The organism is Palleronia marisminoris, from assembly GCF_900172315.1.
Lineage (GTDB): Bacteria > Pseudomonadota > Alphaproteobacteria > Rhodobacterales > Rhodobacteraceae > Palleronia > Palleronia marisminoris.
Genome location: NZ_FWFV01000005.1, coordinates 121,178 through 141,364, shown reverse-complemented (window position 1 = coordinate 141,364; position 20,187 = coordinate 121,178). Strand labels below are relative to the sequence as shown.

General features: G+C 64.8%; 24 protein-coding genes and 1 pseudogene. 6 read left to right on the top strand and 19 right to left on the bottom strand.

The window, feature by feature from the left end:
- Window positions 1-217: 217 nt before the first annotated feature.
- From flhA to PAM7066_RS10115, 4 genes are read left to right on the top strand one after another with little or no spacing between them, the layout of a single operon-like run.
- Window positions 218-2,296: a flagellar biosynthesis protein FlhA gene (gene flhA / locus PAM7066_RS10130; protein WP_085854055.1), complete on the top strand. Its 2,079-nt coding sequence runs from the start codon at window positions 218-220 to the stop codon at window positions 2,294-2,296.
- Window positions 2,293-3,069, top strand: a complete 777-nt coding sequence (locus tag PAM7066_RS10125; protein WP_085854054.1) for a flagellar biosynthetic protein FliR — start codon at window positions 2,293-2,295, stop codon at window positions 3,067-3,069. Before flhA ends, PAM7066_RS10125 begins: the two co-directional genes overlap by 4 nt.
- Complete coding sequence (locus PAM7066_RS10120; RefSeq protein WP_085854053.1) at window positions 3,066-4,130, top strand: EscU/YscU/HrcU family type III secretion system export apparatus switch protein; 1,065 nt, start codon at window positions 3,066-3,068, stop codon at window positions 4,128-4,130. The genes PAM7066_RS10125 and PAM7066_RS10120 overlap by 4 nt, the downstream gene beginning before the upstream one ends.
- An 8-nt stretch (window positions 4,131-4,138) precedes the next feature.
- Window positions 4,139-4,465, top strand: a complete 327-nt coding sequence (locus PAM7066_RS10115) for a hypothetical protein (protein ID WP_139214985.1) — start codon at window positions 4,139-4,141, stop codon at window positions 4,463-4,465.
- Here the strand turns inward: PAM7066_RS10115 and PAM7066_RS10110 are convergent.
- The 9 genes from PAM7066_RS10110 to flgB are packed head-to-tail and all read right to left on the bottom strand — an operon-like array spanning window position 4,462 to window position 8,975.
- Window positions 4,462-4,983, bottom strand: a complete 522-nt coding sequence (locus tag PAM7066_RS10110) for a flagellar basal body-associated FliL family protein (RefSeq protein ID WP_085854051.1) — start codon at window positions 4,981-4,983, stop codon at window positions 4,462-4,464. The two genes, PAM7066_RS10115 and PAM7066_RS10110, sit on opposite strands and share 4 nt — an antisense overlap.
- 9 nt (window positions 4,984-4,992) lie before the next feature.
- Window positions 4,993-5,715, bottom strand: a complete 723-nt coding sequence (flgH, locus tag PAM7066_RS10105; protein ID WP_085854050.1) for a flagellar basal body L-ring protein FlgH — start codon at window positions 5,713-5,715, stop codon at window positions 4,993-4,995.
- Window positions 5,712-6,137 carry a flagellar basal body P-ring formation chaperone FlgA gene (gene flgA, locus PAM7066_RS10100; RefSeq protein ID WP_085854207.1) on the bottom strand — a complete coding sequence of 142 codons (426 nt, stop codon included), beginning with the start codon at window positions 6,135-6,137 and terminating at the stop codon, window positions 5,712-5,714. The genes flgH and flgA overlap by 4 nt, the downstream gene beginning before the upstream one ends.
- Entirely contained in the window at window positions 6,137-6,922 is a 786-nt protein-coding gene (gene flgG, locus PAM7066_RS10095) for a flagellar basal-body rod protein FlgG (RefSeq protein WP_085854049.1), read from the bottom strand. The genes flgA and flgG overlap by 1 nt, the downstream gene beginning before the upstream one ends.
- Before the next feature lie 9 nt (window positions 6,923-6,931).
- On the bottom strand, window positions 6,932-7,645 hold the full coding sequence (locus PAM7066_RS10090; protein ID WP_085854048.1) for a flagellar hook-basal body complex protein: 714 nt from the start codon (window positions 7,643-7,645) through the stop codon (window positions 6,932-6,934).
- Window position 7,646: 1 nt separating this feature from the next.
- Entirely contained in the window at window positions 7,647-7,916 is a 270-nt protein-coding gene (locus PAM7066_RS10085; RefSeq protein WP_085854047.1) for a flagellar biosynthetic protein FliQ, read from the bottom strand.
- 4 nt (window positions 7,917-7,920) lie between these two features.
- Entirely contained in the window at window positions 7,921-8,199 is a 279-nt protein-coding gene (gene fliE / locus PAM7066_RS10080; protein WP_085854046.1) for a flagellar hook-basal body complex protein FliE, read from the bottom strand.
- 17 nt (window positions 8,200-8,216) lie between these two features.
- Window positions 8,217-8,594, bottom strand: coding sequence for a flagellar basal body rod protein FlgC (gene flgC / locus PAM7066_RS10075; protein ID WP_085854045.1), 378 nt, complete (start codon window positions 8,592-8,594; stop codon window positions 8,217-8,219).
- Window positions 8,595-8,597: 3 nt separating this feature from the next.
- Window positions 8,598-8,975 (bottom strand): hypothetical protein, encoded by a 378-nt coding sequence (gene flgB, locus PAM7066_RS10070; protein ID WP_085854044.1) that lies wholly within the window; start codon window positions 8,973-8,975, stop codon window positions 8,598-8,600.
- 85 nt (window positions 8,976-9,060) lie between these two features.
- On the opposite strand from flgB, the gene PAM7066_RS10065 reads away from it, so the two are divergent.
- Entirely contained in the window at window positions 9,061-10,392 is a 1,332-nt protein-coding gene (locus tag PAM7066_RS10065) for a FliI/YscN family ATPase (protein WP_085854043.1), read from the top strand.
- A gap of 181 nt (window positions 10,393-10,573) precedes the next feature.
- Here the strand turns inward: PAM7066_RS10065 and PAM7066_RS10060 are convergent.
- From PAM7066_RS10060 to PAM7066_RS10015, 10 genes and pseudogenes are all read right to left on the bottom strand, one after another.
- A pseudogene (locus PAM7066_RS10060) lies at window positions 10,574-11,291 on the bottom strand (IS5 family transposase).
- 294 nt (window positions 11,292-11,585) lie between these two features.
- The gene (gene flbT / locus PAM7066_RS10055) at window positions 11,586-11,990 is read right to left on the bottom strand and encodes a flagellar biosynthesis repressor FlbT (protein ID WP_085854042.1); all 405 of its coding nucleotides are present in this window, start codon (window positions 11,988-11,990) and stop codon (window positions 11,586-11,588) included.
- Window positions 11,987-12,349 carry a flagellar biosynthesis regulator FlaF gene (gene flaF / locus PAM7066_RS10050; RefSeq protein WP_085854041.1) on the bottom strand — a complete coding sequence of 121 codons (363 nt, stop codon included), beginning with the start codon at window positions 12,347-12,349 and terminating at the stop codon, window positions 11,987-11,989. Before flaF ends, flbT begins: the two co-directional genes overlap by 4 nt.
- 93 nt (window positions 12,350-12,442) lie before the next feature.
- Window positions 12,443-13,783 carry a flagellin N-terminal helical domain-containing protein gene (locus PAM7066_RS10045; protein ID WP_085854040.1) on the bottom strand — a complete coding sequence of 447 codons (1,341 nt, stop codon included), beginning with the start codon at window positions 13,781-13,783 and terminating at the stop codon, window positions 12,443-12,445.
- Window positions 13,784-13,996: 213 nt separating this feature from the next.
- Window positions 13,997-14,629: an ATP-binding cassette domain-containing protein gene (locus PAM7066_RS10040; RefSeq protein WP_085854039.1), complete on the bottom strand. Its 633-nt coding sequence runs from the start codon at window positions 14,627-14,629 to the stop codon at window positions 13,997-13,999.
- Window positions 14,622-16,295: an ABC transporter permease gene (locus tag PAM7066_RS10035; protein WP_085854038.1), complete on the bottom strand. Its 1,674-nt coding sequence runs from the start codon at window positions 16,293-16,295 to the stop codon at window positions 14,622-14,624. Before PAM7066_RS10035 ends, PAM7066_RS10040 begins: the two co-directional genes overlap by 8 nt.
- Window positions 16,296-16,314: 19 nt before the next feature.
- Complete coding sequence (locus PAM7066_RS10030; RefSeq protein ID WP_085854037.1) at window positions 16,315-17,502, bottom strand: ABC transporter substrate-binding protein; 1,188 nt, start codon at window positions 17,500-17,502, stop codon at window positions 16,315-16,317.
- Window positions 17,503-17,512: 10 nt separating this feature from the next.
- Window positions 17,513-18,121, bottom strand: a complete 609-nt coding sequence (locus PAM7066_RS10025) for a CDP-alcohol phosphatidyltransferase family protein (protein WP_085854036.1) — start codon at window positions 18,119-18,121, stop codon at window positions 17,513-17,515.
- 84 nt (window positions 18,122-18,205) lie between these two features.
- Window positions 18,206-18,541, bottom strand: coding sequence for a hypothetical protein (locus PAM7066_RS10020; protein WP_085854035.1), 336 nt, complete (start codon window positions 18,539-18,541; stop codon window positions 18,206-18,208).
- Complete coding sequence (locus PAM7066_RS10015; protein WP_245749661.1) at window positions 18,513-18,707, bottom strand: rod-binding protein; 195 nt, start codon at window positions 18,705-18,707, stop codon at window positions 18,513-18,515. Before PAM7066_RS10015 ends, PAM7066_RS10020 begins: the two co-directional genes overlap by 29 nt.
- A gap of 159 nt (window positions 18,708-18,866) precedes the next feature.
- Here PAM7066_RS10015 and PAM7066_RS19575 point away from each other — a divergent pair, with 159 nt between their 5' ends.
- A complete protein-coding gene (locus tag PAM7066_RS19575; protein ID WP_085854033.1) occupies window positions 18,867-20,186 on the top strand; it encodes a flagellar hook-length control protein FliK in 1,320 nt (439 codons plus the stop codon).
- The last annotated feature ends 1 nt before the right edge of the window (window position 20,187 follow it).

Below are 20,187 nucleotides of genomic sequence, written 5' to 3'. Positions count from 1 at the left end.
GTGATGCCATCGGCGGCTTCCATGAGGCGCCCCGATTCCCGTCGCCTCTCCTCGAGCCTGGGCGCCACCGGAAGCAGGGAACGACGATTCACCTCGAAGCATCAGCCGCATTCCTCCAGATGGCATACTTGCCGAGTCGATCACCGATCCACGCATCACGTCCTGCAGAACACCCGATAGCGCAGAGCGACAGCCGAGCCATGCGGAGCAACGTCCAATGACCGTCCGCGCGTTGTTCCAGCCGACCGTCTTGCTCGCGTTTGCGCTCATGGCGGTGATCGTCATGATGGTCCTGCCGGTGCCGGCCTGGGTCCTGGACGTGGGACTCGCCGCATCGTTCGCGATCGCCATCCTCATGTTCTCCACGACGCTGTTCATCGAACGGCCGCTCGATTTCTCGACGTTTCCGACAATCCTCCTGGCTTCCTTGATGCTGCGGCTGTCGCTGAACGTCAGTTCGACGAAGTTGATCATCGGTCAGGGCCACACGGGAACGGGCGCCGCGGGCGAGGTGATCGAGGGTTTCGCGAATTTCGTGATGGGCGGCAGCGTGTTCCTGGGTCTCGTCGTGTTCGGCGTCCTGATGATCGTGAACTTCATCGTGATCACGAAGGGTGCGGGGCGGATGGCGGAAGTCGGCGCGCGCTTTGCGCTGGATGCCATGCCGGGCAAGCAGCTCGCCATCGACAGCGACATGAGCGCCGGTGCGATCGATCACGCCGAGGCGAAGGCCCGCCGGGAGCGCGAGCAGCAGGAAACCACATTCTTCGGCTCACTCGACGGCGCTTCGAAGTTCGTGAAAGGCGACGCGATCGCGGGCCTGCTCATCACGCTTCTGAACCTCGTCGTCGGCCTCGCTGCCGGAACGATCGTCCACGGCATGGAGATCGGCCGCGCGTTCGAGACCTACGCGATCCTGACCGTGGGCGACGGGTTGGTGACCCAGATCCCGGCCGTCATCATCTCGGTTGCATCGGCGCTCTTGCTGGCGCGTGGCGGGAACACCGGATCGACGGACCTCGCCTTGTTCGACCAGCTCGGCCGCTACCCCGCCGCGCTCGCCACCGTCGCCGGGCTGCTCGGGCTCTTCGCGCTGGTTCCGGGCCTGCCGTTCATGCCGTTCATGGCCGGGGCGCTCGGCCTCGGCTGGCTGGCATGGCAGGCGAACAAGCGGGCCGAGCGGACGCTGTCCGAAGCGACCGCGGAACAGACTGCGGCCCCGCCGCCACAGAAATCCATGGGCGACACCCTCGACCTCGACGATATCCACCTGGAGTTTTCGCCCGACCTGGTACCGCTGGTGCTCGACCCGGCGACGGGCCTCGACGCGCGGATCGGCAACATGCGCACGCATGTGGCCCGCGCCTTCGGCCTGGTCCTGCCCGAGATCCGCCTGACCGACGATCCAGGTCTGCCGAGCGGGACCTACGTCATTCGCATCCACGGCGTCGAACGTGTCCGCGACCGCCTGATGCCGAACCACATCCTCGCCCTCACGGCAGACAGCCCCTCCACCGCGCTGCCGCCCGGCACCGATGTCGCTGAACCGGTCTACGGCGCACCCGCGCGGTGGATCGAGGCGGGGGAGCAAGACGAGGCCGCGACGGCCGGCCTGACCACGGTCAGCCCTGCCGAGGTTCTGGCAACGCACCTGCTCGAGGTCATAAAGCGGAACTTCCACCGGCTGATGACACTCAAGGCGCTGCGGCGCCTGCTGGACGAATACACCAACCTGACGGATCCAGCACGTTCCGACGCGAACCGGCGTCTGATCGACGAGTTGGTGCCCGACAAGGTGCCGACCGAGCTGTTGCTGCAGGTGCTGCGGCTTCTCCTGGAAGAGCGGGTGTCGATCCGAAACCTGCCGTTGATCCTCGAGGCGATCGCGCAAGGGCGTCAGCAGGCCACGACCCCCGAGGGGATCTGCGAGATCGTGCGCCAGCGGCTGAGTTTTCAACTCATTGCTGAACTGACGCGCGCTGACGGTACCGTCCCGCTCTTGCAGCTCGACCCCGAATGGGAGCAGACATTCGCGCAACACCAACTGGCCGGCGAACCCGGTGAGGCCAACGTGGCCCTCCCGCCGGATATGTTCAACCGCCTCGCCGACGGGACAGCCGGCGCATTGGCAGAAGCGGCGGAGCGCGGCATCTTCCCGGCCCTCGTGACGTCGGCGCGGCGGCGGCGGTTCCTGCGCATGGTTCTGTCTGCCAAGGGATTGGCCAACCCTGTTCTCAGCTTCGAAGAGCTTGGGACCGAAGCGCGCCCAAGCCTCGTCGGAACGGTACCGGCATGATCGAAGCGCTGACCGCGCTGACCGAGCTTGCAGGACCCACGGCACTTGCGGCTTTCGCGGTCTTCCTGCGGGTCGGGGCGGCCATGGCGCTTCTGCCTGCCTTCGGCGAGCAAACGATCCCCGCGCGGGTCAAGCTGGGCATCGCGTTCGGCTTTACCGTCATCGTCGCACCCTCGGTCGTCGAGGATCTGCCGGCACTGTCCGCGCAAGAGGTTGCCGGCCGCCTTCTGCTGAGCGAGACGATCATCGGCCTTTCCCTCGGCGCCGTGCTGCGGCTCTTCGTGATCGCGCTTCAACTGGCTGGCGCGATGGCAGCTCAGTCCGTGTCGATCTCGCAGATCATGGGCGGTGCAGGCATAGATCCCCAACCGGCAATCGGCCACATCATGGTCGTGGCAGGCCTCGCCATTGCGGTGATCATGGGGCTTCACGTGAAGACCGCGCAGTTCCTCATCTATTCCTACGATTTGATGCCGCCCGGCCGACTACCGCGTCCCGGCGATCTGCTGAGTTGGGGCGTGGCCCGAGTGGCGCGCGCCTTCGGGCTTGGCTTCGGGCTGGCGATGCCGTTCGTGATCACGTCGCTCCTCTACAACCTTACGCTCGGCGTCATAAACCGCGCCATGCCGCAGCTCATGGTGGCATTCGTGGGCGCTCCGGCGATCACTTTGGGGGGCTTGTTGATGCTGGCCCTGTCGCTCCCTTTCGCGCTCGAGGTCTGGATCAGCGCGATGGACACGTTCCTCGCCAATCCGACGGGGGACGCGCCATGAGCCAGGGCGACGACGACAGCGAAAAGAGCCAGGAGCCAAGTCAGAAGAAGCTCGACGACGCCCGGAAGAAGGGCGAGATCCCGAAGTCCAACGACCTGAACACGGCGGCCGGATATGCCGGGATCGTCCTGACGGCGACCACTGTCGGAGGGGCGTCTCTGCAATCCGCCGGAGGCGCGCTGTCGGGCGCCTTCATCCTTGCCGGAGGCGACCGGGGCCACTCGCTGTCCAGCGCGGCGATGGTGGGCGAGACCTTCCTCGCGGTTGCGCCCTGGGCCGTGCTTCCCTTCGGCTTTGTCCTTCTGTCGATCCTGGGTCAGCAGTCCTTTACGGTCACGGGCTCGAAGCTGATGCCGAAGGGCAACCGGATCTCGATCCTGTCCAATGCCAAGCAGAAGTTCGGACGCTCGGGGTTGTTCGAATTCTTCAAGAGCACCGTGAAGCTGGCAATCTACTCGATCGGGCTGTTCTTCTACATCGCTCAATGCCTGCCCGATATCCTGGCGCTTTCCCGGCTCGAGCCCCCTCAAGCTGCGGCTGGTGGCTTCATGATCACGGCCGGGTTTTTCTGGGTGGTCCTTGGCGTCTCCGCGAGTCTCGGGATCGTGGACCTGCTGTGGCAACGCGCCGAACACATGCGCAAGAACCGCATGTCGCACAAGGAGATGAAGGACGAGCACAAGGACGCGGAAGGCGACCCGCACACGAAGCAGCAGCGTCGTCAGCGGGGCATGGAGATCGCCATGAACCAGATGATGCAGGACGTGCCGGACGCGAGCGTCATCGTGGTGAACCCGACCCACTATGCCATCGCGCTGAAATGGTCGCGTGCGAACCCCGGAGCGCCGGTCTGCGTGGCCAAGGGTGTGGACGAGGTCGCGCTGCGCATCCGCGAAATCGCGACGAAAGCCGGCGTACCTATCCATTCCGATCCGCCCACGGCGCGCGCCCTTCACGCCACCACCGAGATCGGCGCCGAAATCGCGCCCGATCACTATGCGGCGGTGGCCGTCGCGATCCGCTTTGCCGAGGGCATGCGGAAGAAGGCGCGCGCACGATGACCGGACGGATGGACGACCTGGCAAAATTGGCTGGGATGGTTCGCGACCGGGAGCTCGCGAAGGTCGAGACGATCATGTCGCAGGTCACGCGTCTGCGCGGGGACATCGCGCGCCTGACGGAATCGCGCGAGGCTCGGGTGGCATCGGGGGAACTGGATCTGGCGCGGGTATCGGGGGCCGAATTGGCGTGGCAGGCCGCCAGCGAGGCCGAGCTCATGCGTCTGAACCGGCAGCTGGCGGCACTGCTTGCACAGCACGACGCCGCGCTCAGGGCGGCGCGGCGGGCATTTGGGCGCGCCGACGTGGCAGCGCGCCTGGCAAAGGCGGATCGCTAGACCGCCTGCTTGTTCAGATCGAGGATCAGGACATCGCGCAGGCCCGGCCCGATCTCGCGGTTTGCGGTCTCGATCAGGGCGGTCTTCAGGCGATCCATTCGGCCGTTCGAGGTGAACACCCCGTCGAACCCACCGGCGCCGGCATGATCCAGCATCACACGCAGGAAGCGGTCGCGGATGCGCGGCTCGCGCTCCAACACGCGCGCATCGATGCCTGGGTCGACTTCCAGCGTCAGGTTCATCACCACCATCGCGGCCACCTCGCCATTGGCGATCAGCGGAATCACGAAGTTCTGGTCGAACCTGACGAATACCCCCTCTCCGACAGGTTCCTCGGCAGGTCCGGATGAAGCGACGCAGCCTTCCTTGTCGGCGTCGGCACCCTCAGCCTCGGCCCCCGGATCACCGCAGGGCATGCTCGCCTGCGCGACCTCGGGAGACGGGCGCAGGACGTATCCTGCGCCCGCACCGCCGCCGAGACCGAGGAGCGCCAGAAGAAGCGGAAGGAACTTGGTCATCGGAGTACCTCAGAAAGGAAGAAGGGCGTCCACGACCTGCTGGCCATAGCGCGGTTGCTGGACTTCGGTGATCTGCCCGCGCCCGCCATAAGAAATGCGGGCGGCGGCGATCTTGTCGTAGAGCACCTCGTTGCGGCGCGAGATGTCCTCGGGGCGCACGAAGCCCGTCACGACCAGCTCGCGCAATTCGTAGTTCAGGCGCACTTCCTGGCGCCCTTCGATCGCGAAGCTGCCATTCGGCAGGATGTCGGTCACCGTGGCCGCGACGCGCAGGGTCAGGCGCTCGTTGCGGGTGGTGCTGCCATCGCCCTCGAACTTGCTGTTGGAATTCATCCCGACCGCATCGTTGAAGGTTGCGCCCTCGGGCAACGTGCCGCTCAACCGCTGGGGGATCCCGACGAGGCTCGGCACCGACAGGGACTCGCTCCCCGTCCGCGAGCGGTCGGAGCTGTTCGAGAATTCTGCTTCGTCGTCGATCTCGATAATGACCGTGACGATATCCCCACGGGTCTCGGCGCGGCGGGTGCCGAGCAGCGAGGCGCGGTCGCCCGACCAGAGCGACGCGCTGGACACCGGGTTGTATGGAATCTGGTTCTGGGACATGCGCGGTGACTGCATCGCCACCAGCTCGGGGCTTTCGGCTACCGGGGTGAGGGCCGGCACGACGCCGATGCCGGTCGTGTGACCACAGGCGGCGACGCCGATACAGGCGAGAAGGACGAATTGTTTCACTGGACGTCTCCGGGGCCGACATGGACGCTGCCATCCGCGGCGACTTCGCCGATCACGGTGGTGCGCGAGGAAAGATTCATGACCCGCAGGCGATCACCCGCGCCGGCCCGATCAAGGGCGCGGGCATCGGCGGAAATGCTTAGGCCCTCGGTCAAGTAATTCAGGGTCACGATCTGGTTGCGCTCGATCAGCGCGGGCGAACCGAGATCAGCCGCGCGCAAGGGCCGCCCTGCGTAGAGCGTGACGCGACTTTCGCGGCCGACGGCCTCGGCCGGATCGGACAGGAAGCCGCCGGCCTCGCCAGGCGTCGCCGACACGTCGCCGGGCCCGATGAGGGAGTTGGCACGGATCGTGCGGGTGGCGACGACGATGTCGGCCAGGGCGGGCGGAGCGACCAGCGCGAGGATGAGGGCGAGACGGATCATCGGATTTGCGTCGTCGCGCCCAGCATCTGGTCGGCCGCGGTGATGACCTTGGAGTTCAGCTCGTATCCGCGCTGCGCCTCGATCAACTTGGTGATCTCGCGCACCGGATCCACGGAACTGTCCTCGAGATAGCCTTGTCGGAACGTCCCCAGCCCATCCGTGCCCGGCGCACCGGCGATCGGCGGTCCGGAGGCCGCGGTTTCGGTGAACAGGTTGGAGCCGATCGCCTCGAGACCCTTCACGTTCGAGAAGCCGACGAGGTCCAGCTGGCCCAGAATCTCGGGCTCGGGTTCGCCGGTGAAATAGGCATAGACCTCGCCATCGGCATTGATCGCGATCGAGGTGGCGTCGTCGGGAATCGTGATGTCGGGGGCGACGGGATACCCCTCGGAGTTCACGATCAACCCGTCGGCGCTGCGCTTCAGCGCCCCGTCGCGCGTGTAGCCCGCAGCACCCGAAGGCAGCGTCACCCCGATATATCCCTGCCCTTCGATGGCAAGGTCGAGATCGCCGCCGGTCTCTTTCAGCGTGCCCTGCGCAATCTCCATGGTGACGGCCGAGGCACGGGCCCCGAGGCCAAGCTGAATACCTGTGGGAAGCTCGGTTCCCGTGGTCGAGGACAGGGTACCGGCGCGCTGGACCTGCTCGTAATGCAGGTCCGCGAACTCGGCGCGACGGGCGTTGTAGCCCGTGGTGCTCATGTTGGCGAGGTTGTGCGCGGTTACTTCGACCCGCATCTGCTGAGCGCTCATGCCGGTGGCGGCGATGGACAGGGCACGCATGTCGGTCTCCTATCGTCCAAGGGTGGTGAGGACGCTGCGGATGCGCTTGTCCTCGTTGTCGAAAAAGCTCTGGCCCATCTCGTAGGCGCGCTGCACCTCGACCATGCGACTGATCTCGCCGATCGGATCGACGTTCGATTTCTCGAGATGGCGCTGAAGGATCGTAGGATTCTCGATCGGGACGGGCGGGTTCTCGAGCCCGAAGAGCAGCCCGCCGCGGCGGGTCACGTCCTCGGGATTTTCGGGCGCCCAGAGACCGATCTGGGCCAGCGGCTGGCCGTTCGCGGACATGGTCCCGTCGGCGGCAACGGTGATCTCGGACGCGTCAGGCGGCACGAAGATCGGCGCGCCGCCCGCATCCAGAAGGCGCATCCCGTCGGGCGTGACCAACTCTCCGGCGGCGTTTGGCAGGAAGTTTCCGGCCCGCGTCAGCGCTTCGCCATCCGGGGTTTCGACGAGGAAGAACCCCTCGCCCTGGATCGCGAAGTCGAAGCTGCCGCCGGTATACTCGGCCCCGCCCTGGAGGTTCGACGTATGCCGCACCCGCCCCGCCGCCATGCTGAGCGAGGGTGCATCGTCCAGTCCGGCGATATGCTCGGAAAAGACGACGCCCTCCTTGCGGTAGCCATGGGTCGAGGCGTTCGCGATGTTGTTCGCGATCGTCTGCATCTCGCGCGTCAGGCCAGACATTCGGGTGAGGGTGGTGTAGCCAGCGTTGTCCATGTCAGCTCCCCGCGATGAGCGGCACGATGGTGGTATCGAAATAGGCGAGGAGCGTCCGGGTCATGAAACCCATCGTCGCCCAGAACACCGCGCCGATGGCGAGGAGCTTGGGCACGAAGGTCAGCGTCATCTCCTGCACCGAGGTAAGGGCCTGGAAGAGGCCGATAACCAGGCCCGAGATCAGCGCCACCGACAGGATCGGTGCCGAAAGCTCGACAGTGATCCAGAGCCCCTGGCGGAGCGCATCATAGAACATCCCCTCGGTGAGCATGGGCTCAGACCGGCATTCTGAGGATTTCCTGGTAGGCCTCGACGACCTTGTCGCGCACGGTCACCGCCGTCTCGACGGCGAACTTGGCCGAGCCGAGCGCCTGCACCAGCGCATGGGGATCGGCGGCGCCGGTCATCGCGGCGCGGGCGGTGTCTTCGCCGGCCTGCAGGGTCTCGGCGAAGGTCTGAACGGCTTGGGTGGCCGCCTGGACTGCCGGCTCCGGGGTGGTCGCCGGTCGGGACGCGACGTAGCGCTGCGCGGCGAATGCTGCGTTGATATCCATTCTGGATCTCCGAAATGTTAGCGTTTGAGTAGTTCGAGCAGGCCGAGTGCCATCTGCCGGGATTGATCGAATATCTTGAGGTTGGCCTCATACGAGCGTTGCGCTTCGCGTGCGTCGGCAAGTTCCACGACCAGATCCACGTTCGATCCGGCGTAGAACCCGGACGCGTCTGCCATTGGGTGCCCGGGTGCGTAGACCTGTGGCAGTTCACTGCGGTCGAGTTTCACGCGACCGGCCTCGACCCCGCCATCGGCGAGCTCCTTGAACGCGATCGTCTTGCGGCGGTAGCCGGGCGTATCGGCGTTGGCGAGGTTTTCCGAGGCATGGCGCAGACGTTGGGCCTGGGCCTGCATCCCGGTGGACGAGACACCCATGGATCCGAGAATGTCGCTCATGGCTTACCTTCCCCTGCCCAGAGCAGACGACATCATCGCGCGCACGCTGGAATAGACGGAGACCGCCATCTCGTGACTCTGGCGCGCCGAAGCCGCCTCCATCATCTCGGTTTCCAGCGACACATCGTTTCCGTTCGGTGAAACCTCGCCCTCGCGTTCGATCGGGCGGATGTCGCCGGACGCTCCATTCGGCTGGAGATGCCCGGCGCGGGTGGTGCGCATGGCAAGCCCGCGGTCCATTTCCGCGGCGAATCGAGGCAAGTCCTGCGCCCGGTAGCCTGGAGTGTCTGCGTTCGCGACGTTCCTCGCGATGTGAGACGTTCGGGCGGCAGAGTGCGCCACCAGATCGTGCGCCATGGATGAGATGCCCAGTACGCCCATCGGATCCTCCGTGGTTTCGTGTTCAACGAAGGCTTAACGGTGATTCCTTTATGAAAGGTTGAGTGGTTCTCAACGGAGCGAACGCATGACCCCGACTGGATACGACAACGTCACCGCGGCAATCGCGCCGGTGCGGATCGACCGCCTCCTCGGGCAGATCGAGGCGATCGAAGGCGGCGCCGTGCGCATGTCCGGTTTGTCCGGCCACGCGGCGATCGGAGACCGCGTCCGTCTCGGCTCTACGGGCCGTTCGTGCGAGGGCGAGATCGTCTCTGCGGATGGAAAGATGTTGTCGGCCATCCCCGACGGCTCGATCACCGGCCTGCGCCCGGGCGATCCGGTGACGCTGCTTGGCCCTCTGTCGATCTCGCCCGATGCCGGCTGGATCGGCCGCGTGGTCGATCCGCGCGGGCGACCCCTCGACGGCCGCCCACTTCTGCCGGGTTTGACAGCGCAGAGCCTGACCTGCGCGGCCCCGGATGCGGTGCATCGACGCGGCCTTGGCGCCCGGGTGCAGACCGGGCTACGGGCCATGAACACGCTTCTGCCCTTGGTGCGAGGTCAGCGAATTGGCCTTTTCGCCGGTTCCGGCGTTGGCAAATCGACCCTCTTGGGCACATTGGCGCGCCGTATCGAGGCCGACGTGGTTGTCTTTGCCATGATTGGCGAACGCGGTCGCGAAGTGCGCGACTTCGTCAGCCGAGTTCTCGGTCCTGACGGAATGGCGCACACCGTGGTGGTGGCCGCGACAGCTGACGCCCCCGCTTCATCCAGAGCCCGCTGTTTGCCGGCAGCGTTGACCGTGGCGGAAGCCTTCCGGGATGAAGGAAAGCACGTTCTTCTGCTGGCCGACTCGATCACCCGTCATGCCGAAGCCCACCGTCAGGTCGCAGCCGTTCGCGGCGAGGCGCCATGCCTTGGCGGCTATCCCGCTTCCATGGCGACGGAATTGGCGTCACTTTGTGAACGCTCCGGCCCGGGGGAGGAAGGCCAAGGCGACATAACCGCAGTATTCACGGTTCTCGTCGCCGGTAGCGATATGGAAGGTCCGGTGGCCGATGCCCTTCGCGGCGTTCTCGACGGGCATATCGTGCTCGACCGGGCGATCGCGGAGCGCGGCCGATTCCCCGCCATCGATCTGGTGAGGTCAGTCTCACGCTCGCTCCCCGACGCTGCAGGCCCGCACGAAAATACTCTTATCCAGGAAGCGCGTCGCCTCATCGGAGCCTACGAGAAGGCGGAGATGATGATCCAGGCCGGTCTCTACGCGCCGGGAAGCGATCGAACAGTGGATGCGGCAATCCAGGCATGGCCGAAGCTGGACGCATTCATTGGGCAAATGGAGTCCGGCTCGATCGACGAAAGTTTCGCAGCCCTCGCGCGGTGCCTCTCCCGGCGCGTCGAAGAGCGTGTGTAATAGGGGAGCGGCGAAGTGTTGCACGCGTGAGCCAGGCTCTTCGCTGACACAGCATGCGATGCGCTCATGGAGCAGGATGAACGCCGAGCGGCCAGCCGGAGTGCTCGATAGATGATCTTCGACGATCCGGATCGAGGATGCACCCGGAGAGGCATCCCTAGGGTCAGGACTCGTTCTCGCGTCATAGCCAGAACATGACGGTTGCGGCGAGGGCAACGGCAGAGAGGAAGATCTTGGGGCACCTGTCGCAGCGGCTGGCAACTCGTCGCCAGTCCTTTAGGCGCCCGAGCATGAACTCGATCCGGTTGCGTCGTTTGTAGCGGCACTTGTCGTGCTTCACGGGCCTGCCACGCGACTTGCTGCCCGGGATGCATGGCTTTATCCCTTTGTCTTTCCACGCATCCCTGAATCAGTCAGTTGCAGCCCCGGTCAGCCAGCAGCCATTCCGCCTTCGGCAAGCTGTGCAGCAGGGCCGCAGCGCTGGTAGGGTCGCTGACCTGGCCTGCAGTCATGAGGAAGCGGATCGGGTGCCCCTCGGCATCGGCGACGCCATGCAATTGGATGTTCATGCCGCCCTTCGTCCGGCCGATCAGACGGCCCCTCTGGTCGCCGGCTCCCCCTTTTTCGACCGCAAGCTGGTCGCAGTGCGGTGCGCCTTCAGGTACGCGTCGGTCATCACCGTTCTCGGAACGACAGCCTCGGCGGCCAGCCACTCCACCATCCGGGCGAAATCCCCTTTGTCGCTCCACCGCTTCCAGTGGTTGTAGAGGGTCTTTGGCGGGCCACATTCCCTCGGCACATCGCGCCACCTCAACCCGGTACAATTGACGAAAATCATTCCGCACAACACCCGCCGGCTTACCATCGCCCTTGGCCAACAAGGGCCGGGGACGCCCCATCTGCGCGCCTGAAAGCCAGAAAAGGTTGCTCGTTGGTCAGTCTCCTCGCGAAGGCTGAATTACGCTGCGAGCGGGCAATCAATGGATCCTGACCCTATCTAGTCCCACACTCATATCTGCTTTCTCTCGTGGATGAGCGGGATGAAAAACTTCATGAGCCGAACGCGACTCCGCACTGCGGGCGTTCTCCAACAAGAGACAAACACCCGCCTCGCAGATCCACAAGTTATCCGTCCCGATCGCAACAGTTTCACTTTGATGGTCGCTTCTAAGGCAAGCCGTTCATCACATCTTCTAAGCTTCGGATAGCCCGAGCAGGCGCGCTTCGGTGGCGAGTAGTGAACGAAGGGCTCTCAATGCCTGATACGGCTGGTTCGATGTCACTGCGGAGCGAGTATCAGACAAAATTTCATGACTCGCCGCGTCCCTAAATGCGCATGACAGTTCCGCAATTCCACTGAGTAGATCGGGAGCCACAGAGGACATCTCCCTGTCACCCGAAAGCGCAAGCTGGGCAAGATAGCAAAGCCGGCGGACCGGCGTGGTTGCCTCGTCAGGGTGAATGGCGTCGCGGAGGCGCAGAATGTTCGCTCCGGGCGTAACTATGTTGAACCGCCCACGACGGGGGCCGTTCTCGACAACGGCGCCATTGATGAGGACGCGCTCGCCTGGGGCGAGCTTCAGGACGAGACCGGTCATTGTGGATCGGCTTTCTGACGAAGACCAGCCATTATAGCGGTATTGATATCAACAAGCGCCGACAGGTCATCTTTAGACCGCAACATCTTCTGGCTGTGCTGCGAAACGAATTCGTACAGGTAGAATATGCGGGCGCGGAGTTGTTGCGGAAGCTTGTTCCCGTCGCCAGCTACATCGGTGGCCAGCGCGGTCCAGAGCCTGCGGTTGTCGTCGATAGCTTTCGCCCGGTCGGGCATCGTCGCAGCGCGCCGGAGAGCCGCAGTTACCTTGGCAAATACGTCGTATTCGGCGGATTTCGGCGTACGAATTGTATCGGAGGCCGAGGAATAGGCGGATTGGGCCAGCAATGAGGCGTTCACGTCTTGTCCTTTTCGAGACGGGTGCGGTCAGGCCGCTTTCAGAGACGAATGGGAAAAGGGGCGCCGTCTCGCGGCGCCCCTCGATTGCCGGTGTTACCGGAAGAGCGACAGGACCGATTGCGGGGCTTGGTTCGCGATCGACAGCGACTGGATGCCAAGCTGCTGCTGGGTCTGCAGGGCCTGCAGACGGGCCGAGGCCGCCTCCATGTCCGCATCGACCATCGCGCCGATGCCCGCTTTCAGGTTGTCCGTCAGCTTGCCGACGAACTCGGACTGCGTTTCCAGCTGGTTCTGGACGGTGCCGAACGCGGCGGCAGCATCGATCGAGGTCTGGATCATTCCCTCGATATTCTCCAGAGCCGTTTCAGCATCGGCCTTGGTGCTCACGTCGAGGTCCCCGAGCTGCGACAGCTTACCTTCGTTGCGCGTGGCGTCGAGGCTGTAGGCCAGAGTGTCGGTGTCATCGATGTTGCCAATCGACAGCGATCCGGTCGTCATGTTGACACTAACCACAACTTCGTCAGCCGCGATGTTTCCGCCAGTGCCCATGGCGAGAGCCGGAGAGTCGTCGAGAGCGGTCTGAATCGCTGCAGCAATTCCGGCGGATACGTCGTTGCCGTTGTCACCGGCAGCAACCGTGTACTCGGCCTCGATGTAGTCGACACCCTTCACGTTGCCGTCAGCATTGTCGCCCAGAACGAGTTTCACGACGTCGCCAGCGATCAGGCCGGTGTCCGCACCGGTCGGATTTTCACTCATCTCCGCGCGAGTCAGCGCCTTCGTACCATCAGCGGCCGACGCATCCTCGTTCAGAAACGCAGCGGCAGTGATCTCGGTCGCAGCGATAACGTCCGTACCGTCACCGATCACCGCGTTGCCAGTGGCTGCGAACGCACTCAGATCAGTCGCCTCTTCGGTCGACATGTTGACGGTTTTCACACCGATGTTGCTGGCCTTGACGGCGCCTTCGATCGAGCGGTCAAGCGAGGAAAGAACGTTCATCGGGCTGGCCGTGGAGCCGTTGACGAGGTTCACACCATTGAACTGGGCAGCGCCCACGACGGATTCGACCTGTTCACGAAGGGCAACGACATCGGCCTGCAGCTTGGTGCGGGAGTCGTCGTCGACGCTGTCGCCCTGAGCCTGGACGATCTTGTCCTTCATCTGCGTCAGCAGGTCGGTGACCGTCTCGGACGCATCGCGCGCCACGGCAACGGTAGATTGTGCGACGGCAAGACCTTCGGAGATCTTCTTGAAGCCGGTCACGTCGGATTCCATGGTCTTCGAGATCGCCCAGACGGCCGCGTTGTCCTTGGCGGTGCCGACCTTCTTGCCGGTCGAGATCTGCTCCTGGACCTGACCCAGGTCCTTGTTGACGCCCTTGAGGGTCTGCAGGGCGACCATTGCGCCGGTGTTGGTCAGAATGCTGGTCATAGCGAATTCCTTGCGTGTACGGACGCTTCAAGCGCCCGGAATGCCCAATCGGGGGCGAATGTATCGGTCTTCTGACCATGGCCCGCGAACTAGTTCGACGCGGTGACTTTCCGTCCTGGACTAGCTGAACCATGCGGCAAAACTTCTAACGGAAACCTAATTCCGGCCTGGCCATCGCAGGGCGGCATTCGGGTTTTACGCAAAAGTTTTCGCTTAATTACCGATACGTACGCAGGTCCCGCCCGCAGCCTCGGCGTCTCCGGCGTCGTGCGTGACGAGGACAACGGGCAACGCCCGCTGGCGCGCGACGTCAAATACCATGTCGCGCGTTCGCACCCTGCGATCGGCATCGAGGCGCGAGAACGGCTCGTCCAGAAGCAACGCCCCGGGCGCCGCCAAGAGAGTCCGCATCAACGCGACCCGTGCGCGCTGACCGCCCGAAAGCGTCGCGGGATCGCGCTGGCCAAAACCGGACAGGCCGACTTCGGACAGGGCATCTTCGATCCGGGCGCGCCGGTCGGCAGAGCCACTGCGGGGAAGGCCGAAGGCGAGATTGCCGGCGACCGACAGGTGCGGGAACAACAGGTCGTCCTGAAACAGGATACCGATCCGCCGACGTTCGGTCGGCAGGTCGGTGATGTCGCGTCCGTTCAGAAGGACACGTCCCTCGGCTTGAAACGCCGGAGGCAACGTGCCGGTGAGATAGGCAAGCAAGGTGGACTTGCCGGACCCCGACGGCCCCATGACCGTCAACACCTCACCGGGACGGATGAAGGCGTCGAGCGACACGAGCGATTCCCCGTTCAGGGCAATCCGGACCCTCTCGATGTTCAACCCCTCAGCCACGGAGCCCCCTCCGGTTGCGGTAGACGAGCGCAGGTAGCCCGATAGCGAGGGCGAAAGGCAGCAGCGCGGCAGCCGTCTGCGCCAGGGCAAAGGCACCGATGGCGCGGCGGTCCCCGCCCGAAGATAGCGAGACGGCCTCGGTCGTGAGAGTGGAGACACGGCCCCCGCCGATCAGGAGTGTGGGTAGATACAGGCCAACGCTCACCGCCACCCCGATGGCCACCGCTGTCAACAGGGGGCCGAGAAGCATCGGCAGACGCACCGCCAGCAGCACCCGGTCGGGTGATGCGCCGAGCCCTGCGGCAACCGTTGCGTTCCGCACGTCCCAAGCCCGCCACGGATCGCCCAGCGACAGGAAAACATAGGGCAAGACGAAGACGAGGTGCGCCGCGATGACGGGAACCCGCCCGGTATCCGCGTCGATCGACAGCAGAAACGTCTGGAGCCCCGGAAGGAACGCGGTCTGCGGGACAAGCAGGGGGAGATACAGCAGCAAGGTCGCGCGCCGGGTCATTTCCCGGCCAAAACGGTGCTCGGACTCGAGGCAGCCGATGGTCAGGACCAGCGCCATCCCTGTCACGATGCCAGCGATCAGAAATGTGTCGCCGGCTGCGTCGGAGATGCCGGAAGCGTGACGGCTCCACGTGCGCATCGTCAGGCCAGAGGGCGCAAGCTCGGGCCAGCGCCACCGCGTGGCCACGGACCAGAGCGCAAGAAGCACGAGGCCGAGAAGCACCGACAGGGCCGACACCACCGCCAGCGGCAAACCCATGGCCCTCAGGACACCGTCGCCGTGAGTTCGTCGCCCGCCTGCGGCCCATCGCCTCCCCTGCCTCGCAAGGACATGTTCGCCCGCGCGCCACAGCAGCAGCATCACCCCCACGAGAATCGCCTGCCAGATCGCACCGGCTGCCGCCGTCAGTCGCGCCGAAAGCTCCGGCGTGCCCATCCAGTGCACGATCTGCACCGACAGCGTCGCGGGCGTGGTCGGCCCGAGGATCAGGGCGACGTCCACGACGGACATGGAATAGGCCAGCACGACATAGACCGGGAGACGGATCTGGGCGTAGACGCTGGGGAACACCGTCTTGAGCCAGCCCGTCATGCGCCCATACCCCAGGCTGCGCGCGACAAGCATCGTGGGCGTCCCTCGGGCTTGAGGTAGCGCCGCGAGGGTCATCAGAAGGAGGAACGGCACCTCCTTGGCGATCAGCCCGGCTGTCATCGTCAGCCCGAAGGAATCGCCGACGATCAGCATGTCGGGCGGCCGCTCCCACCCTGCAAGGGGCGCAACGAGACGCATCAGCCAACCCGAGGGCGCCACGAGAAACGCAAGCCCGAAAGCCGCCGCTGCGTGAGGCACCGAAAGCAGCGGCGAGAGCGCTCGTTCAAGCCATGCGAAAGCCCGCGTTCCGGACCAGCCGGCCACGATCAGCGTCACGATGCCCAGCGATCCGGCGGTCGCCAGTACCCCGGTCGTGACCGATAGCCGCGATGCCTCGGCCAGCCCCGGCCAGTCCAGAAGCTGGCGAACCGCGAGAAGGGACGGTCCGTGGAACCCCGCAGCCGGAAGGTGCCCCGAGGCCGGCAGAAGCGCCCCCAGAAGCCCGGCCACCACCGGACCCAGCATCGCCATGAGCGTCAGGGCCGGCAGAAACCTCAGCATCGGCCGCGCACGTTCGGGATCACTCGGCGCCGTACCGCTCGATCCAGGCTGCCTCGATGGCCTTCGACCAGGTCGCATCGGGCTCAGGAAGGGCCTCGCCCAGCTCGGACGGTCCGAGCGTCGCCACGCCGAGGTTGAGGTCCGCAAAGGCTTGCGCCTGGGTGGTGGTCAGCTTGTCAATGTCCAGCACGGTTCCATAGCCCAACACGTCCGGATCCTGGGCGTGAAGCTGGACCTCCGGGGCGAGGAGTTCGTTCGCCACGACCATCGCCCCTGCCTTGGCATCCGAGTTGTATGGGATCGCGACAAAGCTGACATTCCCGATCGTGCCGTCGTCGGGGACGAATGTGCGTACGCTTTCGGGCAGCTGAAAGTTCGTGATCGCGGTCGAGGCCTCGGAGGGCGATAGCGACGGGGCAATGTCGATCTCTTCATCGGTGATGAGCTGGAACTGCGCCGGACCGCTGGACGGATAAGCCGCTCCGCCTCGCCACAGGTTCGGCGTCAGCTCGTCCAGATAGGTCCAGAGCGGCTGGGTCACGTCGTCGAAATCGTGCGCATCGACCGGGTCTTGCAGGACGGACGGGTCGTCGACGAGGCTGACGAGAGCCTGCTTGAGGAAGGTCGTGCCCAGGAAATCGGGGGGCTGCGGAAACGTGAACCGGCCGGGATTCTCGGCGGCCCACTGCTGCAGCGCCTCCATGCTATCCAACGGCTCGGCATCAGCGCTGTCATACATGAAGACGAACTGCGCCTTGGCCCAAGGACTTTCGAACCCCTCGACCGGCATGCCGAAATCGGTGGTGACGACGCCCTCTTCGGCGACGAGATCATAATTCGGCAGCTCGGTCGCGTAGGGCCCGAACAGCAAATCGGCCTCCTTCATGGTCGCGAAGTTGGCACCGTTGATCCAGACGAGGTCGACCGCACCTCCGGTATTGGCCCCTGCCTGCTTCTCGCTCAGAACGCGGGTGACGGCATCGGCCGTATCGGTCAACTTCACGTGCTCGAGGGTGACGCCGTATTCGTCGGAGACGCGGTCGCCCAGCCAAGTGATGAAGTCGTTCGTCGCGGTCGACCCGCCCCAGGCGTGCCAATACACCGTCTGCCCCCGGGCTTCCTCGAGTACCGTGCCCCAGTTCGACGGGTCAGGTGCGGCGAGCGTCGCAGTCGGCAAAAGAGCGGCTAGGAATGGAAGCAGACGCATGATGGTCCTCTCAATGCGGAAACAGTCGCCGCGCCGCGACAACGCGCAGGACGGCGGTGACAAAGCAGAGCGCGCCGAAGACGTAGGCCAACAGCGCGAAAAGGCCCGGCAAGAGGCAGAGAAGAACGAAGAACAGGATGGTCTCGGTGCCTTCCAGAAGGCCGTTAGAGAAGTAGAGCGTCTTTTCACCACGCGCATCGGTCTTCAGGCCGTGCTTTTCGGCAAGGATCGCATAGCCGAGAAAGCTCGTACCGTTGACGTAGAAGCTGGTCAGCAGGACAGCGGCGGCGAGCGCGTTGTCGGCGGGGGCATATATCGCAAAGCCCAGCGGAAAGGCACCGTAGAAGAAGAAGTCGGCCGCGATATCCAGGTACCCGCCGAAATCCGTTTTCCGCGTGGCCCTCGCAACAGCGCCGTCGAGGCCGTCAGCGAGTCGCGACAGCAGCAGAAGTCCAAGCGCCGCGCCGAACGCGCCGACGGCCGCGGCGGTTGCGGCGCACAGCCCGATGCCCAAACCGACGAGGGTTACTGCATCTGCGCCGACCCCGTATCGCGCGATCCGTCGCCCAATCCTGTTGAGCGGCGGATCGATAAGGCGTCGGGCGGCAGGATCGAGCACAGGACCTCCGGAATAGGCCCCCGATTGTTCCTACATTAACCCGAGCAGTGCAATCGGCATGGCATCGCGCGGAATATTCCTGCTTCAAGCCCGGCGTTCGAAGCCGCCGTCACTCTGGCCCAAGGTGACGCTTCGTCCGTCGGACCCGTAGGTCTTGAGCGGTTTCGCGGCGAGGATCGCGGCGACCTTTTCGCGTGCCGCCTGCGCTCCCTTCAGCGCCGCGGCCAGAAGCGCGGCATTGCGCGTCGCGCGGCTCCGGATCGCCTCGACCGCGTTTGCATCCGGCTTGTCGCCCTCCAGCTTCGCGACCAGTGCCTCCTTGCGCTCGGTCAGGGCGACCGCCGCTGGCAGGTCGCCGGCCAGAACGGCTTTCCGTTCGGCGTCGAGCAGATCAATCAGTCGTTTCGCTACCCGCTGCATTCGCCTTCTCCATCATCGTGCGCATGATATGTTCGCTCAACCCAAGACCACCGGCCTGGACCATCTTTTCGGCATATTGCTCGCGAAGGAGCGAGGCGAATTGGTCCTCACCGGCACCACCGCCGAACGCACCCTCGAGCGCGCCGATGCCCGCGCCTTTCAGCATTTCGGTCAAGAACGCGGTCTCCAACCGTTCGGCCGTGCGCCGTATCTCGACCTGTCGCGGCAGCGCCGCGCCTGGTGCATCGATCTGCATCTCATTTCCTCCGTTGTTCTTGTGATCCGCGATTCCCGTAAAGAATTGGTAAGTTTTCGGGCGCAAGTTATGGCCATGGACGCGATTCACATCATGCTTGGCCAAAACGGCCGCTCGGGCCGCCCGGACACGGCGCCACAAACGACTGCCACCGATCTCGGTGCAGCCTTCTCACGGGCGCTTGCCGCTCTGGAAGGAGGCACTCCGAAAGAGACCGGCGGAGAAGTCGAGGCGCAGCCGGAAGAAGACGGTGCCGCCACCGAAGAGGCGACCGCCGAGGAGGACGCATCTGCCGACGGTGAAACGTCTGCGGAGGGAGACCTGCCTGCGGAGGGCACGCCTCTCGAAGACGCTGAGAACGGTGCGCCGGCCAGTGCCGAGCCGATCGAAGAAGAGTTTCTTCCGCTTGTCTTGGGCAAAGCTGCTGCGACCGCCGCCCCCGCGGACGGTGCGGCGGAAAGTCAGGCTCCCAAAGCACGATCGGGCCCGCCGAATCTGCAAGCACTCGTGCCGGCCGAAACGGGACCGCAAGCTTTGCAAGCCTCTCTGGACCCGCAACACGCATCCGCAGCATTGACTGGCGCGGCCGCAAGCGAAGCGTCAAGCGCGCCCGCGTCCCCCGCTCAGACCTCTGCATTGGCCCAAGCCAATGTGATGCTGCCCGCCATACCGCGGGAAGGTGCGTCCTTGCTTTCCCGCGGAACCGCGATCCACATCCCGGCCACGACCGACGCAGAACAAGCGTTCGACGCCGCCGCAATTGCGCCGGAGGGCGAAATCACGGATGTGCGAGTTGCGCCCAAGGCCGCCGGGATAGATAGGCACATCGCACAGAATGAGCCCACCATCGCATTTCCAACGACACCGAAAGCGGCGGCCGAGGTGACGGCGGAGGACAGCGGGATGCGGCTGCAGGCCGATGCAGTCAACATGGTTCAGATAGAACCCGGAGCATCTCCCTCCCGTTCGACTCCGACCGCGCTGTTTGCCCCGACGGCCGAGGCACGGCCAGTGCTCAACTCGATCGTCGAAGCCACGGTCAAGGCGCAGAACGGCACCATCGAACTGCGCCTGTCGCCCGAGGAACTGGGTCGGGTCCGAATCAGCATGTCGCACCATGAGCAGGGCATCTCGGTCGTCCTGAACGTGGAGCGGGAGGATACGCTCCACCTTTTGCGCCGCCACGCCTCGGAACTCGCCGCCGCGCTGCGCGAAGCTGGTCTGGGCGAAGCGACCATCGAGTTTGCCAACCGCGATCAGCGACCTCCTCCCGATGCCCAGAGACAGACACCAAGGCAGGCGTTCGGCGTATTTTCGAACGCCGGCCCCGAGATCGACCGACCCGTCCTCCGCCCGTCGGGGGATGGCGGACTCGACATCAGAATGTGAG

What these genes read in the sequence shown, in the direction of transcription:
- flhA (WP_085854055.1), top strand. Translation starts at nt 218, where the DNA reads ATGACCGTCCGCGCGTTGTTCCAGCCGACCGTCTTGCTCGCGTTTGCG.
- PAM7066_RS10125 (WP_085854054.1), top strand. Translation starts at nt 2,293, where the DNA reads ATGATCGAAGCGCTGACCGCGCTGACCGAGCTTGCAGGACCCACGGCA.
- PAM7066_RS10120 (WP_085854053.1), top strand. Translation starts at nt 3,066, where the DNA reads ATGAGCCAGGGCGACGACGACAGCGAAAAGAGCCAGGAGCCAAGTCAG.
- PAM7066_RS10115 (WP_139214985.1), top strand. Translation starts at nt 4,139, where the DNA reads ATGGACGACCTGGCAAAATTGGCTGGGATGGTTCGCGACCGGGAGCTC.
- PAM7066_RS10110 (WP_085854051.1), bottom strand. Translation starts at nt 4,983, where the DNA reads ATGACCAAGTTCCTTCCGCTTCTTCTGGCGCTCCTCGGTCTCGGCGGC.
- flgG (WP_085854049.1), bottom strand. Translation starts at nt 6,922, where the DNA reads ATGCGTGCCCTGTCCATCGCCGCCACCGGCATGAGCGCTCAGCAGATG.
- PAM7066_RS10090 (WP_085854048.1), bottom strand. Translation starts at nt 7,645, where the DNA reads ATGGACAACGCTGGCTACACCACCCTCACCCGAATGTCTGGCCTGACG.
- PAM7066_RS10085 (WP_085854047.1), bottom strand. Translation starts at nt 7,916, where the DNA reads ATGCTCACCGAGGGGATGTTCTATGATGCGCTCCGCCAGGGGCTCTGG.
- fliE (WP_085854046.1), bottom strand. Translation starts at nt 8,199, where the DNA reads ATGGATATCAACGCAGCATTCGCCGCGCAGCGCTACGTCGCGTCCCGA.
- flgC (WP_085854045.1), bottom strand. Translation starts at nt 8,594, where the DNA reads ATGAGCGACATTCTCGGATCCATGGGTGTCTCGTCCACCGGGATGCAG.
- flgB (WP_085854044.1), bottom strand. Translation starts at nt 8,975, where the DNA reads ATGGGCGTACTGGGCATCTCATCCATGGCGCACGATCTGGTGGCGCAC.
- PAM7066_RS10065 (WP_085854043.1), top strand. Translation starts at nt 9,061, where the DNA reads ATGACCCCGACTGGATACGACAACGTCACCGCGGCAATCGCGCCGGTG.
- flbT (WP_085854042.1), bottom strand. Translation starts at nt 11,990, where the DNA reads ATGACCGGTCTCGTCCTGAAGCTCGCCCCAGGCGAGCGCGTCCTCATC.
- PAM7066_RS10045 (WP_085854040.1), bottom strand. Translation starts at nt 13,783, where the DNA reads ATGACCAGCATTCTGACCAACACCGGCGCAATGGTCGCCCTGCAGACC.
- PAM7066_RS10035 (WP_085854038.1), bottom strand. Translation starts at nt 16,295, where the DNA reads ATGCTGAGGTTTCTGCCGGCCCTGACGCTCATGGCGATGCTGGGTCCG.
- PAM7066_RS10030 (WP_085854037.1), bottom strand. Translation starts at nt 17,502, where the DNA reads ATGCGTCTGCTTCCATTCCTAGCCGCTCTTTTGCCGACTGCGACGCTC.
- PAM7066_RS10020 (WP_085854035.1), bottom strand. Translation starts at nt 18,541, where the DNA reads ATGCAGCGGGTAGCGAAACGACTGATTGATCTGCTCGACGCCGAACGG.
- PAM7066_RS10015 (WP_245749661.1), bottom strand. Translation starts at nt 18,707, where the DNA reads ATGCTGAAAGGCGCGGGCATCGGCGCGCTCGAGGGTGCGTTCGGCGGT.
- PAM7066_RS19575 (WP_085854033.1), top strand. Translation starts at nt 18,867, where the DNA reads ATGGCCATGGACGCGATTCACATCATGCTTGGCCAAAACGGCCGCTCG.